Genomic DNA, 16,693 nt, shown 5'->3' with positions numbered 1-16,693 from the left:
CCATGATCTTCATAGGCGCGCATGGGTTTCGCACGAAAGGGCATCACGTATGGACGACGTAGATCTCTCCGAGATCGAGCTGATCACCGACGGGGATGGGCTCGCGCTGATCGGCCCAGCGTCCAGCGTGGAACAGTTCTTGACATCCAATCGCCTCGAGTCTCGCGATCTTGAACTTCCGCGGCTTGGGAGCGCCTTCGGAGGAGGCGCCGCTGCTCTCAAGGCAGGCTCCGAGCTCACAGCGAACTCCGGGCGCTGGATGAAGCTGACTGAGGAGTCGTGGGCTGCTGCTCAGAAGCTACCCAAGGTGACGAACTCCTCAAGCGGAAACCTGCACGCAACTCTCCGTGCTCCCAATGGGCAGTTCGCGAAGAATTTGCAGTTTCTCAAGACACCGGGATCGATGCTGACTAACCCAGCCATGCTGGCGGGCGTCGCGGGAATCATGGCCCAGGTCGCGATGCAGCAGACCATGGAAGAGATCACCGACTATCTCGCCGTCATAGACGAGAAGGTCGATGACGTGCTCCGAGCGCAGAAAGATGCTGTGCTCGCGGACATGATCGGCGTGGACATGATGCTCGAAGAGGCGCTGACCATCCGAAAGGAAGTCGGTGGCGTTTCAGACGTGACCTGGTCAAAGGTGCAGGGATCGGCGATGACGATCGCGCGCACCCAGGCATACGCCTTGCGCCAGATCGATGCCCTTGCGGAAAAGCTTGAGAGCAAGTCCGTCAATGACCTCGCCGACCTGTCGAAGAACGTCGACTGTCGCGTGCAGGATTGGCTCGCTGTGCTCGCACACTGCTTCTACCTGCAGGAGGCGACAGGGGTCATCGAACTCGACCGCGTCCTCCAGACATCTCCCGAGGAACTCGACCGTCACCGAATCGCGCTCCGAACGGCTCGGGCCAACCGCGCGGAGGTGATCACACAAGCCACGCGGCAGCTCCTCAATCGCATGGATGTGGCAGCGTCGCTTGCGAACTCGAAGGTGCTCTTCAATCCCATCGAGTCTCCGGCGATTGTTCGGTCGAGGAACGCAGTCAATGACTCTGTCGGAACTTTCCACGATCACCTCGGCGTCGAAGCGGCCCCAGACGAGCTTGAGTCCCGGCGTTGGTCGGCCGCAGTTGCGGACACCCGCGATGACTTGCTCCGAGCCGGCAGCGACGGCGTAGACACGGCGCTCCGCCTCGGCACCGAAGGCATCGAGGCGGCGACACGCATCGGCGCGGAGGGCGTGGACAAGGCCAAGGAGATCGCGGGATCGTTCGCCGACTTCGCCGGACGCACATTCAGACGCCGCAGCGCGAAGAGCGAGGTGGGCGAGTCATGAGCACCGGGAGCAAAGCGCTTGATCGGCCCGTCCACCAGTGGCTCTCCGATATCGCTGCCGGCAAGCTTCACCTTCCAAGTTTTCAGCGCGGTGAGGCCTGGGACCGACGCCGAATCGAGTCGATGCTGCGCACGATCATCCGTGATCTTCCGCTGGGGATCACTCTTGTCCTCGACGTCGGCGAGGAAGAGCAGTTCCATTCGCGGCCGCTGGTAACCGCTCCGCAGACGCATGCGAAGGTCACGGAGCACCTTCTCGACGGGCAGCAACGACTCACCGCGCTTTGGCGCTCACTCAAAGGCAACTACGAGGATCGCAAGTTCTTCGTCCATCACCCACTGCTCGACGAGGACCCCCAGAACGATGATGACGGCGTCGACGTCTGGTCGTACACGACGTGGAAGAACAAGAACGGGCAGTTGATGCCACGCTGGACCGAAGACCCCGCTCAATGCGCACAGCGAGGTCTGGTTCCCGTGCACCTTCTGGACCCCGCGTCGGATGATGAGGTAGGCGCGTGGATCGAGAAGGCGACTTCGCACCTCAAGCCCGCGCTCCACGCCGATTCCGATGCGACACAGATCTTCGCCGCCATGGAGGCCTACGACGCGCGGCGACGGTTCCTCAAGGACGACGTCGTTTCTCCACTCCGTGAGACGGTCAAGCACTATCGACTCCCGTACTTGAATCTTCCCGCCAGCACACCCAAGTCGGTCGCTCTCGAGGTGTTCATCAATATGAACACCAATGCAAAGCCGCTTCGCCCGTTCGACATCGTCGTCGCAGAGGTGGAGAACGCGACCGGAGCTCGGCTGCAGGAGATGATCGACACGTTCGTCGCGCAGCATCCGCACGTCGGCCCTTTCGGTTCCGTGTCCGATCTCCTCCTTCAGACGATCGCGCTGCACCAGGATCTCTCGCCGAACAAGTCTGGCTTCTTCAGCATCGATGCCGATCGACTCGTCAAGGAATGGGACCTCACGCTACAAGGCCTCCTCGACGCGATCGAGCTTCTCGGGCAGATGCGAATCTGGGATGCCGAGCGACTGCCCACTGCCGTAGCAGTGCCTGTCGTGGCCGCGATGTTCGTTCGTGCCCCTAAGCTCGGCGACGCCCGAGGGCTGGTCGAACATGTCGGCCGAAAGTACCTGTGGACCGCGTTCTTCACCGGACGCTACGACGGCGCGGCGGCGACTCGTGCGCATGCAGACGCCAAGCCGCTCCTCACCTTCGCGTCTGCGCCGACACCCGGTGCGCTCGCGTTGCTCGACTCGACCGTGCCCGTCCTCAACCGCGAGGTGTACCCGCTTCCCAGTACTCGGGCTCTCCAGGCCGCGGGGTGGCCGAGTGGGCGGAGCAGCCTCGCGCGCGCGATACTCGCCGCGACCAACTACTTCGGTGCGCGTGATTTCGCGGATGACTCGCCACTCAGCGCCTCCAACGTCCGAAAGCGCGAGTACCACCACCTCTTCCCGGCAAAGCTGCTGAGCGACGCCGGAATCGATCCGAACCTGGCACTGAACTGCGCCCTCATCACGTGGCGGACGAATCGCACGATCGGTCGACTCGACCCGATCGCCTATCTGGCTGCGCGCGCCGAGGCTGCGCCGAGCGCGGAGTCGGTTGAGGCACGATTGCGGAGTCACGTGATCCCCGTCACGGCTCTTCGAGATGCAGGGCCGTATCCGGACGAGGTCGTCGGGGCCGAGCTTATGGCGCAGGTCGGGCCGGACTTCGCGAACTTTATCGAGCTGCGCGCGGAAGCCGTGGCTCGCGCGATGACGCGACTGTGTGAGGGCGAGGGGCCGGAGCTCGGCGAAGTCTTGGGCTAGCTCGTCGAGGGGATCGACCTCGCCCACACTCGAGCGGAGATCGGGAAGCACAGCTCGGACCTGAAGCATCGTCAGTGATCTGATCTACCCGGGTAGATCAGGCGTAGCGTTCGGCGAGCCACGACTCCAAGCGCCGTGAGAGCAGATCGACCAGGTCGGCCGTGATGCCCAGGAACTGCGGCTCTCGCAAGATCTCCCGGAAACTGATGCCGTGGATGTCCTGACACCCGAGGTCCCGCCCCGGGCTGATGAGATCCACGAGGCGCTCGATATCCTCCGCATGCTCGACGGCGTCAGTTGCGTGTATTGCGGTGACACTGGCGCAGCACCCGAAGATGCGGCAGCAGACCCAGGCTTAGAAGGAAGCGTTCAGGAGGCTTCCTTCGCACCCGGTTCGGCTTGTTCGGTTGCGTCCGCGACTGCCCGCGCAACAACCGCTTTTGTCAGCATGTCGCTCTTCGCCACGCGATCGACCTGCCAAGAGTTATCATCGGCGATGCCTTGGATCTCCGCGCTGACGACAGAAAGTGCAGCCTTGACGTCGTCGACGTCTATAGAGAGTGGTACCTGCGAGAGGGCCTTTAGCTGGCTCGGGTTGTAAATCTGCGCGCCCAGCGCCTTCGTCACGAGATAGCTGCTGATATAGAAGCGGGTGTTCGTCCTAGTCGGGGCATCTGCGACGCCCTCAGTCAGAAGGAGCGAATCGACGCGCCGCTGAACAGCGGCAATCCAGAGGTAGACATCCAAGCTCAATGACACGCTGAACACCGCGGCATAGTCCGCTTCATTGTTGAGCAGCGTTGACGGACGCGCGCGCGCATCGTCCGGACGGCTGAGACCGATTGCCATGACTGCCTGGCCCAGTGTGGGGATGCTGATGATCTTGTCCGCGGGCTTACCGGCGTTCTTGTAGAAGTTCTTCCGCCGGTCGTAGTACCAGCCCCTTGCGGCGAAGTGCGACTCGATCTGTCGATGGAGATCCTCGGTCGCGTGAAGCGATGCGTCAGGAACCTTCGTCTGGCTGTTTGTAGCCCTGATCACGTCATCACGCGTCGCCTCGTCCAGGGTCTTGATCACACGGACCTGTACAGATCGGCGCTTATGCCGATCAAGCTCCGCACCCGTGGCCGTGAGCACGTCATGAATCGCGTGCGACGTTTGCATCCCGTTGACGGTCTGGACGCCCGAGAGAGTGAACGTCTTCTCACCACCGATATTGACCGCAGAACATAGGATCGTGACTCCATTATTGAGCCACCAGAAATCCCTGTCGTCATCAGCTTCCAGCGTCGCCTTCATCTGCCTGTTCACGGTAACTGCACCTTGGAAATCTCGCACGTTCCAGTCGAAGAGATGCCCCCGCAGCGCCCCATTGTCATCTGACAGGAACCGAAAGTACTCCGGCAGCGAGACTAGGCCCGCGTAGGAGTCCCCTTCCGAGATGTAGTCCCTGAATCGGAGCTGAAGATCGTATTCCGGCGTCGCGCTCGCCATCGCCCAAAGCTCCTTGGCGCCCACGACGCGAACATCGATTTCAGCACCGGGGACCAAAGCGCCGAGTTCCGTGCGCACATCGGCCATCTTCTGCGCCACGCCACCAGAGACGCTCGCCGTATCGCCGCGCGAAACGTACGCGAACGTAATCGAGATACGCGGAGACCGGATACTCAGCAAAGTCCACGCACGAGTGAAAATGCGCACGCGCTCGATTACATCAGCCGAGTAGATCCCAACGAGCTGCTCGTCGGTGAAGTTCAGGTCGAGCAGCTTCTTCATACTCGCCCCGGCCTTATCAAAGGCGTCTTCTCCGAACCCCTCGGACCGTTTTGCTTGGATCAACCAAAGCGAGAGCTCAGCACCCTTCCGAATCTCACTCGGCTTGAACCCATCCTCGAAGATCTCCGCGTCTTCGCTGAGGAGACGACCATCGAGGAAGGTGTACACGGCGTCCAGGCCACCGTCTAGACCGCCTCCGATGCGCCCCGCTTCTACCTCCTCGTCACTCATGTTGTGACCATTGAGGACAGTCGCTGCAGCGAACAGCTCGAAAGCAACGTCGTCTGGCAACGGCGCATCCCGGCTGTCCTGCGCGGCCTTGATGAACTGATCGACAAGCACCACCTCATTACTCATTGCCGTCGACGACCTTTCCACTTCTTGCTACGGGGATGAGGAGGATGCACTCACCGGTGGGAACGCGATGAGGACCAAGTTCTCCAGGGGTGAGCCGGAGACAGAACGTGACCATAGCTCTCACGACGCGCTTCCTCGGGTCTCCGTCGCCTTCGTCCCCTCGACCGCCATCCAAGCGATGAGGCGCACGTCGTCGAGCGCGATGGGCGGGAGCGGTTCGACCTTCTCGGCAGGCTGGATGCCGAAACCGTCGAGCACCTGGATGATCGCGTCGACAACAGCCTCGGGCTTCCCGGGGGCGCGCAGCGCAGCTCGCATCGCCCTCCTCGCCTTGGCGGTCGGCACGGTGTTGAGTCGCATGATGGTCTGAAGCTGTGCCGCGCCGAGGTGTCCGCCCTTGTTCAGGATGATCTCCCGCGCGTCGCGGAAGGCTGCCGGGATCTCGGCGGCGAGGGCATTCGGGTCGGTGGAGCGCATCCACTCGTCGTGCGCATCCTCCTGTGCGAGCGCCCATGCCTCGTAGGCAGCGCGGAACGCCTCGTCGGGCAGAGAGCGCGGCCTGTCAGGCCTGCCGGGGTCAGCCGTGACGAGCGAAATCAAGGTGTCGTCGACCACGATCCGACCATCCTCGTCGGCGACAGGCTGCCAGGCGCCGTCGGCATTCACGTTGCGGAACCAGATGTGGCCGCTGTCGCCCATCTTCATGCAGAACACGAAGGAGCGGCCGGAGATTGCTGGGTTCACGAACCCGCCGCCGATACCGTACGGCAGGTCCTCGAGCCGTCCGCGGAGCGCCTGGTCGGCGTCGAGCGCGTTGGCGAGGCGACGCCGGTACTCCTCCCCTGATCCCGCCGCCGAGCCGCCGCCCTGATCAATGAGTTCCTCGATCTCGCCGACGATAGCGTCGGGGTCGTGGTGCTCCTGCGGCGGGTAGTGGGAGACGCCGGGAAGCACCTTGCCCGCGCCGATCGCGGCGTCAGCCTGCCGGAGCTTGCGGATCAGGGTCTGCTCCAGCCCGAGGAATTCGTCGAGATGCTCGGCGGGGAAGAAGACGTCAAGTTCGATGGACTTGTGCTGGCTGCCGATGCGGTCGACGCGGCCGTGGCGCTGCACGATGCGCATCGGGTTCCACGGCAGATCGTAATTGACGATATGCGCGGCCTGCTGAAGGTTCACGCCTTCGGCGAGCACGTCGGTCGTCAGCAGGATGTCGTAGAGGTCTTTCTCCACTGGTGTTCCATCGGTCTTGAGCGCTCCTGCCGTTCGCGGAACAAAGTTTGCCACCGCCCTCGCTCGGGCAGTCTGGTTGATCCCGCCTGTCTTACCTGACGCAAACTCGCCGATCACCGCGGGCGCGACCCGGCCTCGGTACGCTGCGAGCGGCGAGCCGTCAGGCACCGCGTCCAGCGCGTGGATGAGCCGCTCGTGCAGGTCGCGGATGGTGTCGGCGTAGGTGGAGAAGACGATGACCTTCCGCCGGTCGCCGCTGGGTGCGTTCGTTACGGCGGGCTTGTCGGCGTCGGCCGAAATTCGCTCCAGCTCTGCGAGGAGCGCCGCAACCTTCGGTTCACCGTCTTGCGCTGCGGCCCTGGCGAGTGACTGGAGTTGACGGATCAATACGAGGTCGCGCTCGACATCCGATGCCAGCAGCTCTGCGTCATACAGTTCAGCAGTGGTGGCTTGATGCTCAGCATTCTCGTCGAGACCGGCGACGATCTCGTCAAGGTCTTCCGACTCGGAGTTCACATAGTCCCGCAGCGCGCCGCCGACGAGCACGGTGCCTTTCCCGAGCGCCGAGAGGAAAGCCTCGTGCGTCTGGATCAGAACGCCGAGCGTGCCAGCCAGTGCGGTCGGTGAGGATTCGAGCCGCTTGAGCAAGGCGGAGCGCAGCAGCCCCATGTTCGAGACCTCGGTCTTGTTCAGGTCCTCGGTCCTCAGATATCGGCTCGGGACGTACCGCGCAAGCAACAGACGGCCTGGGTCGCTGCGGCGCACACTGAACGACGCGACGTGCGTCTCATCGTCCGGGATGTCGAGTGCATAGGTGACCGCATCGACCAACGCCTCACCCGGCTCATCGAGCTGGTAGTCGACGCGGCGCACGTCGGCGTCGGGGAACTCGACCGGGATCTTCTTGCCGCCGGGCCCGGCGATCGTCTCGCCGCGGTAGTTGTCCTTGACGAACTTGCGGGTGCGCCGCACCGCGACCTGATCCATCAGGTCGAACAGGTGCGCGGGCGTCAGCGCCTCGGGATCGAGCGCCTGCGCATCGCGAATGTACTTGCGGATCGACGGGATGCCAATGGAGGCGAAGCGCGCATCATCCCGGATGAAGTACTTGACCAGCGTCTCCAGGTCGATGAGCGAGTTGTTCACCGGTGTGGCGGTGAGCAGCACGACCTTCTTCGGGTGCCGCCCGGCGAGGATGATCCGATCCAGTGCCTCCGAGCGCGCCGCTCCCGCGTTGCGCAGGTTGTGCGCTTCGTCCACGATCACCAGCGCGGCATCCTCGGCGCGCTCGTAGAAGCCGAGGTGTTCCGGGTGCTCGGGGTCCATGCGGCTGCGGATCTCCTCGTAGGAGTGCACCGAGACACGGCGGGAGATGTCGTACCGTTCCAGAACCGGGTCCCAGACCGATGCCTTGAGTGCAGCGGGGGTCGCGACGAGCACGCGCTGCCGCTGCTGTTCGGTGGCGGCGGCGATCACTTCGAGGGCGAGGAACGTCTTGCCGAGACCCACCTCGTCGGCGACGAGCACCCCACCGATCTCGTCCAGCAGGCGCCGCATCCGCTTCACGCCGTCGGCCTGGAACCGGGTCAGCTCGAACCGCGTGGGACCCGCCTGCTCGTCGTCGAGGTGCTCGCCGTAGCGGGCCAGCAGCATGCGCAGGAACACGCTCCACGGGGTGTGCTCGGCCCACAGCGGCTCGTACAACCCGGCGAGGTCGAAGGCTTCGGAGTCGGCCCAGCACTCCTCGAACCAGTCGATCACCTGCGGCGTCGACCCGTGCTGCCCCGACGCACCCACGTTCAGCTCGGTGTTGCGGGTGAGCCCGGCATAGGTCAGATTCGACGACCCCGCGAGATACGCGGGATGCGTCGGGTGGTGACTGATGAACGCCTTGCCGTGCAGGAACCCACCCGTGTAGCGACGGATCTCCACAATCGGCTCACCACGTTCATCGGCGGCGCGCAGCCACGCCACGAGCCGCCCCGCCGACTGCGTAGCTTTCAGCTCGAAGCCGAGCGCGTCACGCTCCGCCTTCAGCCAGCGCACATGGTCGGTCAGCGCCGCATCAAGCCGCTTCTGCAGTGCCGCGTCGGCATCCACCGGCAACAGCGGATCGGGCACCGGATCGGCACCGAGCAAGACGCGGATGCGCGGCAGCTTCTCCAGCTCATCGGCGAGCAGCAAGAACCCGGCCGGGTTGATGTACGCCGTCGCAATCGCGGCGCTCGGCGGCACCGCAAGCGCCTCCCTGTTGACCCGGAACAGTAGACGGACCTCCTCGCGCACCGTCATTGGCGGCGCGATCCGGTTCGTCGCAAAGACCGGAAGCTGCTCGGTCATACCGCGTCCTTCCACTGCTCGTAGTACGCGAGGACACGCTCCAGCCGCGCGGTGTAGTTCCAGCCACGATGGAACGTCGCAAAGACGTGCTCCACCTGCTCCTGCGTCAAGCCGTAGAGGAGCGACACGAGCGCGTCGAGTTCCACGATCAGCTCTGTCTTCGTCGGCTCCGCGTTGGCTGTACCGACCGCGACACCGACCGCCTCGGCCCACGTCGTGTACCGCTCATCGACTGCTGCGAGACTACCCGCGACCTCCACCACCCGGTCTGCAAGGACGGTCCCCGGCTGATAAGTCGGAACCGGGAGGTCGTTGAAGATGTGGAAGTTGAGGTGAAGCTCCACATACCTCCGTGAGTACCAGTCGAGCGGTATCGAACTAAGAACGCCAAGCAGGTATGCCTCGGACTTCGCATTTGCGGCTCGATTGACGAGGAACGGAGCGCTGTTGATGAGCACGACGCCGGGCGGAACAAGCGCCACCACAGTCGTTCGCGTGTTGGTCTGATTCGTAATGTCGCGGAAGACGATTCGAGCCCTATCCATCGGCAGCGCACGGTCGGCGACTAGCGCGGCGGCATCGAGGCCGAAGTATGCGCTCTTAGACGTCCGTGTCTGCCGAGGCAAACGGCCTTCGATCTTGTTCCGGACTTGGGAGAAGTCGGCATACCCGTGGGCTGCGCCGAAGTCCGGATTCCAAATGTCGAAGGATGCGCCCTTCAGTACCGGAACCTCCCCCTCGGTAGCGCCGATATGGAACAAGTCGGAGTCGGTTGTCTGGTTGAAATCTCCTTGGACAGGAGCAAACGCCAAGTCGGTTCGCTCCCCGACAACGTTGGGTGCTTGACGAAGGGTCACGAACACAGGGAGGCTCGACGGGCTGGGGAGCTGAGGAAAAGCAGCGGACGCCGTCCACGCGCTAATTGCTGCACCCGATACTCTCAGGGCCTTGGCGTCCTCTCTAACCGATTCGAAAGCGGATGGGCTCGCGTAGGGGCCTGCAACCGCTGTCTCTCCCTTGGACCCCGCCTGCACCGAGACCAGCCCGATCGAGTATCGGCCGTCGACGCCGGGAAACACCCATCCCGCGGTGTTGAGCAATGTGACGACTTCCTCGAAGTGACCAGACCGCTGGATAGTCTGCCGCCACTCGGATGACCCGAGGGCCGAAACTGCCGTGCGAGGCAGGACGACCGAGAAGCGACCGCGGACTCGCGCAAGGTGGACAAATCGCCAACTAAACGCCTTGTACAAGTCAGCGTGTCCACGCTCAAGCCCCGGAAACGGGCCGGACGCAAGTACCGTCCTCAAGCCGTTCGTGGCTGCCTTTTCCACTTCCATCTGCGCTAAGAGGTCGGGACGGCTCGCCCTGTACGACTCAATCAGGGCCTTCTGATCCGCTGGCCGATGTCCCTTTAGCCCGGGGAACCGGATCGTCCAGAACTTGATCTCCTCGTAGACGAGTTCTTCCCACGGCGGGTTCCCAACCAATACATCGAAGCCGGGCCGGTCGCGGAGGAACACCTCGGGGAAGAGATATGGCATGTGAGCAGGCCGGAGCGGGTCGACAGCCTCACGCACCTCCCGCATCGCTGCGAGTGCGACGAACTGCTCGGCGTCCCATGCCTCGTCAATCGTCACACCGAGGCGCTTGGCGACGGCCACGTCGAAGATCGCCTTCGCCGGAGACGCTGCGTCGCGTGCCTTCGCCAGCATCTCCGCACCGGCGGCTACCTCCGACTTGTCGGCCTCGGAAGCGTTCGCGTAGTCGATGAGAAGGTCGCGTGCGGCCGTCAGCGGCTCCCGGATGATCTGCTCGAACAGGCCGTCGGCCTTCAGAGCATCCATCGCCTCGTCGATGGTACCGATCCCGGTGAGGGAGTTGGCGAGGACGAGCCCGTGGTCGAGGCTCGACATCGGCAGGCCGGGCACGAAGGTGTGAATCCAGAGGGCGAGCTGCGACAGCTCTACGGCGAGCGGGTTGATGTCGAGGCCGTAGATGCAGCGACGTGCCACCTGACGGCGAAGGAGCTGGCCGTCCGTGATCGCCTTCGCGCCGTCCGTGTCCTGACCGAGCGCCTCGCGCGCTTTCTCCGCCAGGCGCGCAAGTTCGGCTCGCACGCCCGGCACTTCGGTGGCGGTGAGGAAGTCGCGCATGCCGCGCTCGATCTTGTCCACGGCGGCGACCAGGAAGTGCGCGGAGCCCATCGCCAGGTCGGCGACGCGGAAGTCGAAGAAGACGTCTGCGGCCTGACGCTCCTTGCCCTCGTCCATCAGCGTCTGAATACGGTCGAGGTGGGCTCTCAGCGCGGGCTCGACCGACCGCTCGATGAGGTGATCGACGACGATCTTGGGCGTGTAGTACGAGCCGGTCGCCTTGCGCTCCCCCGACGCCGAGTGGAAGTACGGGCGACCCGCGGTCGCCATGATCTTGTCCCCCTCCTTCGCAGGGACGTACGCGTCGTTCTTGTCGACGGTGAGGTCTTGCTCAGCGAGCGAAAGGCTGGACTCCAGCAAGCCCTCATAGATCGTGCCGAACTCGCGCACCTGGAGGCTACGGAAGTCGACCGGTCCCCAGGTCTGGTCGACCGTCTCTTCGCTGAGGAGTTCCTGGAGGGCAGGGCCGATCACGCTGTCAGTGAGCTTGACGCGGGCCAGCAGCGCGCCTTCTTCGGTGGCCGGGTCGAACAGGCTGCCGCCGTAGGCGGGCACCTCCCAGCGGGAGTTGCCGTGGAAGATGACTTCCCACACCTGCGTGAGGTCCGACCAGATCGCGGCCGACTCGGTGGAGAACTGGTCGGGGCAAGTGCCAATCTCGCGGGTGATGAACGCCTGGAGCGAATTCGCGTCGTAGTGGTCGTTGCGACCCGCAGGCAGCAGCTCGGTCGCCTCCCCGTATGCCTGGAACAGCAGGCGGAACAGGATGCGCATCGTGAGCCGGTACGCGGTCTGGAGGCCGGACGCGTCGAGCGCGAGTCCGAGCGACGGGAGCTGATCGGCCATGGCGAGCGCGACCCGAGGCACCACGCCCTCGTACACACGGTCGCGCAGACGTGTGCCGAGATCGGCAGCGTACTTGCCCGAGCCGTCGAGGATCTGCTGCGCAGAGCCATCCGAGTCGAGGGCATCGGCGGAGAAGATGAGCGTGAGCAGCGCGGCCTGCTCGGGTGCGAGCAGATCGAGGTCCAGCTCGAAGAAGGTCTCGGACTGCCCGCGCTGGCCGACGCCGACGCCATCACGTCCGGGATAAAGCCGCAGGGTGGATTTGCGCAGCGCGATCACCCACGGCACGTCCTCACGGCCAGCGATCTCGAGCGCCTTGGCAACGGGCGTGAGCTGATACGTCGTGGACTTCTGATCGAAGTGCTCGTCGTCACGCAGTAGCACCGCGACGGCGCGGCGCGGACCGCTGGAGGTGCGCAGGACGAGCACCCGCTCCGACCCCGCGGGCTCGGCGTCGAATCCGAGCGCGGTGACCAGCTCGATGCCGCGCTTGGGCAGGATCGGCGTCGCCTTCTGGCTCGCAGACTCCCAATCCGGGCGGCGAGGCACGTCGCGGTTCAGGTGATAGGTGGCGAACAGGAAATGGTTGGAGAAACCGTCAGTGCCCGCCGAGGACATCGCCTCCTGGATGGCGCGAATGCGCCCGTGGGCGGCGAGGCCGTTCCCCTCCTCCAGCACGGACTGGAGCTGGCGCTCCGCCTGACCGACCGTTATCGGACCGATGGGCGGGGCGTCCGCGGACGGGTAGTGAATCCACACGCCGTCCGGCGTGACGGCTGCGACGATGAAGCCCATCGGAGCCCGCGTGCCGCGCGACTTCCACAGGTCGTCCAGCAGGCCCTTCGTCGGCCGCGTGACCAGGCGGGCGACACCGACCTGGACCGCTCCTGCCCCGGCGTCATCCCGGCCGAGGACGACAATGGCATCGGTCGCGCCCGCGGGCGCATCCGCCCACACAACTGTGCTCGATCCATCAAGCTGCAATACCGACACGTCCCCTGCTTTCTCCATGATGCTCACCCGAGGTGCCCTGGAAACCACTCGGCTGGCGTCACCGTCGCCACCCAGTCGATAGCGCCCTCATCCCCGACCAGCAGCACATCACCATAGGTCGTTGCCCGAAGCATCGCGCCGTCCGCGAGCCCCTGGGCGAAAGGTGTCTTGCAGCGCTCTCCCGAGTCGACGTCGGCGATCTCGTCGCCCTCGACGGTGTAGAAGTGCGGGGTGAAGAACCCACGTGCGATGTCGCCAGACGGGTCGGGGCCGAGGTAGCCGAGCAGGCGCGGCGTTGCGCCGATGAACCCACCAACGGCCCCGTCCGTGTCGATCCACAGCTCGCGGCCACGCGGCTCGACGGCCGTCCAAGCGCGCACCTTGTCAGCGAAGTCGCCGGTGACCCTGGAGCGCACGGATTCCATCGTGTCGGGGTGCACGACTTCGCCCGTGCGAGTCATGCGATAGCGCAGCTCGGGGATGGGGCCAACCCAGGTGCCGCCGATACTCGGGCGCGGCAAGTCCTCTGGCGCATCGAGCGGCGCGGGCTCTACGACGGCAGGAACCGGCGCAAGGGAACTCGGCACGGCATCCGCGGGATAGCGTCCGGTTCGCAGGTCACTCAGGCGCTCGATGAGCGCGTCGATACGCCCCACGATGTGCATGTCGCTGGACTGCACGAATCCGCGCACGACCTTCGCCGCCTCCTCGAGCTGGGCGGTCGTCGGATCGTCGCCGAAGTGAAACCACGTGTTCCTCGTGGCGAGGATCTTCTTAGCGGCGGTCTGCTTCTGGAACTGTCCGCCGAACACGCTCAGATACGGCGAGTCCTGCTCGTGGATGTAGTCGCGGAGGGTCACACCGGGGTCCTGCGGCTCGAAGCGGTGGTTGGGCCGCCAGTTCTTCGGGTCCGAGTCCTTCAGCTCGCTGATCCGGGCCGCGAACCACTGCGACCCCAACGAGTCTCGCAGGGTGAAGTGGCTTGTGACGTAGAGATCCCACCCGAATGCGCGCATGAGGGTGAAGTAGCCCTTGATGAGTTCGCCAGGCGTCTCGTCCTCGGGCAGCGCGATGGAGACGTCGACGCCGCTCATGCGTTCGGGCCTTCCACCGATTCCTTGCCGTAGCCGGTCATGATCGGCACGACGCGCGTGAGCGCGTAGACGGCAAATAGTGCCGCCGGGTCAGCGATGGGCACCTCGATAGCCGGCTCGGCCTTGAAGCGCGTAGCGCTCGGCAGCAGCACGCCATACGCGCCCGTGCGCGTCGCTCCGAGGTCGGCCAGCATCCCCTGCGCGTCACCGCCAGCCCACTCGCTGATCTGCGACCACTCGACCGCCGCGCCGGTTGCCCGCCCAGTCTTTCCGTAGCGCAACGCGCGAATCCGTGCGACCAGCTTGCCTTCCACGAGCTTCGGCGAGATCGCTCCGGCATCCTCCAACCGCTCGTAGTCCGACGGGCCAGCAAGCAGCTCGGCGAAGCCGAGCGAGATCTCGTCGCTGTCATCCCAGCGGACCAGCGAGACCTGTGCGCGGAGACCATCGTCGGCCTTGACGTTGGCGAGCACTGCGTGAGCGGGTCGTTCCTGCCTATCGCCATGCCACTGGCTCGGCGGGACAACCGCAATCGCGTGCTGACCTTCCAGAACCTCGACACGCGCCGGCCCTATAGTGAAGCTGTTCATTCGTGCTCTCCTCCCTTCGCTGCTCGGTCTGTGGCGCGAAAGTCTTTCAGGCTATGCCCGACCTCCGACATTGGTTGGTCTACCTTGATGCCCGTTCCATCACTCCAGCTGATATTCGATGCTGAGTCGGTCGGCGCGCAACGACGCCGATTCTTGTGCAAGCTCCCTCAGTCTCAACGGCGGAGGCCATGGCCCCGATCCTATCCAGAGCCTCACCCGAGCATCGCCGCCATCGAAGCGACGCCATGTCGGCCGGCCAACTCAAGCCTCGTTTCTCGATCACTCGTTAGTGCGGATGGAACGGCTCCCGGCTCGGTTCACAGACGTCCTCCCCCAAACCGCTCCCCCGAGCTCACCTGCTGCGCCACCCGCCGCAGGGCCAACAACAACGGCTCCCCCAACACCGACCCGAGCACCACGTACCGCACGGCCGCCTCCGCAGACTCCTCCGGCACCCCGGCGATCTCGGCGTCCGCAATCCGCCGCATGCTCGCGAGGTACTCCGCCATCACCGCGTCCGGCACGGTGAACCCGACGCGCTCCAGCCCCTGCATCGCGCGCGCGACCGCGTGCAGCACCGCCTGATCGCACATCCCCCGCTTCCACCCGAGCCCGGCGACCAGCGCCTCCGCTTCCGCCAGATCCAGTGAGTCCTCGACCGGCGGAGTGATCGCCGCGTGCGCCGTTCCGAGCAGGTCATGGGCATTCGCCGGCGGATCGTCCAGCGCCCCGAGCACCCGCCGCGTCTCGGCGATGCTCACCCCGGCGTCGAGCAGTGCCCGGATCACCCGCAGCCGCTCCACGTGCTTCTCGCCATAGGCGGCCTGCGTCGGCGACGTCCGCTCGCCCTCGGGCAGCAGCCCTTCGCGCAGGTAGTACTTGATCGTCGGCACGGTCACGCCGGCCTCGGCTGACAGCTCGGAAATTCTCATGGCCACCTCTTGACATCGATAGTAGCGCTATCCATTATGGATAGTGACGCTATCTAATCAAGGAGACTCCATGTCGAAAGTCATCACGGGTCGCATGACCCACCGCCACGAGGGCGAGCTCGTCGTGTTCCACATCGGGATGCAGATCAACCGCTGGTGGCGCCCCGACCTGTGGATGCCGGCCTTCGTCGCCATGCCTCGGATGCTGCGTGAACTCAGCACAGAACCCGACTCGGGCCTGCTCGGCTACCACCTGCTCCTCGGCTCGGGCGGACCCTACGTCGTGCAGTACTGGTCATCGATCGACAAGCTCTACGCCTACGCCTCCAACCCGAATCAGGAGCACCGCCCCGCCTGGACCGCCTTCAACCGCGCAGCCCGCAAGGCGCCGGGAGCCGTGGGCGTCTGGCACGAGACCTTCCGCGTCGACACTGCCGAGAGCGTGTACGTCTCGACCAAGCCGATGGGCCTGCCGAAGGCCACGGAGCTGGTCCCTGTCGGCAAGCGGCACGACCGAGCCCAGGCGCGATTCGCGGACGGACGGACCGTGGCCTCAACCGCCACCGAGTCCTGACGCAGCTCCCTTCCGCGGCACCCCTTCCGGAGCACCCGGAGTTCTGCCACCATGAGCCCCATGACGGCGGACACCCCTCCCACCCCTGACCCCAAGCCCACGCCGGGCCGGTTGGAGAAGCTCCACGACGCGCTGAAGAGCCCCGGCGGACGGGTCCTCCGCTACCTCCTCGTCCTCGTCATCGTCGGGCTGGCCGTCTACCTGTCGCTCACCGGATGGTTCCAGGTGTGCGAAGTGGTCGACTCCGAGAAGGACGGCATCACCCGCACCTGCGCCGGCCCGAACCTCACGAGCGCCGGCGTGCTCGCTACGGTCGTCTTCGTCCTGCTGCTGCTCTGGCCGGACCTCTCGGAGTTCAGCGCGTTCGGCGTCACGCTCAAGAAGTTGGTCGAGAAGGTCGAGGAGAAGGTCACCGAGACCCGCGACAAGACCACCCACATCGACGACACGACCACCGCCACCCGGTCACGCCTGGAAGATCTGCAAGCCACCGTCACTACCCAGGGCGGGGACATCAGCGAACGCCTCTCCCTCATCCAGTCCGACCTGACCTCGCTGAATGCCCGCGAGGCCGAGCGCGAGGCGGCACCTCCGTATTCGAAAGCCGTGCCCTTCCCCGCCGACACCGTCCCCC

11 protein-coding genes are annotated in these 16,693 nt (G+C 64.9%); 4 read left to right on the top strand and 7 right to left on the bottom strand.

The features are described 5' to 3' along the window. Positions 1-49 precede the first annotated feature (49 nt). Complete coding sequence (locus L978_RS09490) at positions 50-1,339, top strand: hypothetical protein (protein WP_047522779.1); 1,290 nt, start codon at positions 50-52, stop codon at positions 1,337-1,339. Further along, positions 1,336-3,171, top strand: a complete 1,836-nt coding sequence (locus tag L978_RS09485) for a DUF262 domain-containing protein (RefSeq protein WP_047522776.1) — start codon at positions 1,336-1,338, stop codon at positions 3,169-3,171. The genes L978_RS09490 and L978_RS09485 overlap by 4 nt, the downstream gene beginning before the upstream one ends. A gap of 97 nt (positions 3,172-3,268) precedes the next feature. Here the strand turns inward: L978_RS09485 and L978_RS18740 are convergent, their stop codons facing one another. The 7 genes from L978_RS18740 to L978_RS09455 all read right to left on the bottom strand — a co-directional run bounded on the left by L978_RS18740 (position 3,269) and on the right by L978_RS09455 (position 15,485). After that, positions 3,269-3,430, bottom strand: coding sequence for a hypothetical protein (locus L978_RS18740; RefSeq protein WP_156118267.1), 162 nt, complete (start codon positions 3,428-3,430; stop codon positions 3,269-3,271). Between the two features lie 110 nt (positions 3,431-3,540). Then, positions 3,541-5,292 (bottom strand): AIPR family protein, encoded by a 1,752-nt coding sequence (locus L978_RS09480; protein WP_197055639.1) that lies wholly within the window; start codon positions 5,290-5,292, stop codon positions 3,541-3,543. Between the two features lie 132 nt (positions 5,293-5,424). Beyond that, a complete protein-coding gene (locus tag L978_RS09475; RefSeq protein WP_047522768.1) occupies positions 5,425-8,874 on the bottom strand; it encodes a helicase-related protein in 3,450 nt (1,149 codons plus the stop codon). After that, positions 8,871-12,887 (bottom strand): Eco57I restriction-modification methylase domain-containing protein, encoded by a 4,017-nt coding sequence (locus L978_RS09470; RefSeq protein WP_052193516.1) that lies wholly within the window; start codon positions 12,885-12,887, stop codon positions 8,871-8,873. Before L978_RS09470 ends, L978_RS09475 begins: the two co-directional genes overlap by 4 nt. Positions 12,888-12,892: 5 nt before the next feature. Further along, on the bottom strand, positions 12,893-13,963 hold the full coding sequence (locus L978_RS09465; protein WP_047522766.1) for a hypothetical protein: 1,071 nt from the start codon (positions 13,961-13,963) through the stop codon (positions 12,893-12,895). Next, positions 13,960-14,553, bottom strand: a complete 594-nt coding sequence (locus L978_RS09460; protein WP_156118266.1) for a hypothetical protein — start codon at positions 14,551-14,553, stop codon at positions 13,960-13,962. The genes L978_RS09465 and L978_RS09460 overlap by 4 nt, the downstream gene beginning before the upstream one ends. 317 nt (positions 14,554-14,870) lie before the next feature. Continuing rightward, on the bottom strand, positions 14,871-15,485 hold the full coding sequence (locus tag L978_RS09455) for a MerR family transcriptional regulator (protein WP_047522763.1): 615 nt from the start codon (positions 15,483-15,485) through the stop codon (positions 14,871-14,873). Between the two features lie 70 nt (positions 15,486-15,555). On the opposite strand from L978_RS09455, the gene L978_RS09450 reads away from it, so the two are divergent. Together L978_RS09450 and L978_RS09445 are read left to right on the top strand one after the other, a co-directional pair. Then, positions 15,556-16,059, top strand: coding sequence for a DUF4188 domain-containing protein (locus L978_RS09450; RefSeq protein WP_047522760.1), 504 nt, complete (start codon positions 15,556-15,558; stop codon positions 16,057-16,059). Positions 16,060-16,119: 60 nt separating this feature from the next. Further along, positions 16,120-16,693 (top strand): hypothetical protein (locus L978_RS09445; protein ID WP_047522759.1); only part of this gene is annotated, 574 nt, incomplete at its 3' end.

This window comes from Microbacterium sp. ZOR0019 (assembly GCF_000800925.1).
In the GTDB taxonomy this organism is placed as follows: Bacteria; Actinomycetota; Actinomycetes; order Actinomycetales; family Microbacteriaceae; genus Microbacterium; species Microbacterium aurugineum.
Note: the sequence above shows the minus strand (reverse complement) of the source record. Positions and strands in the feature narration are given on the sequence as shown.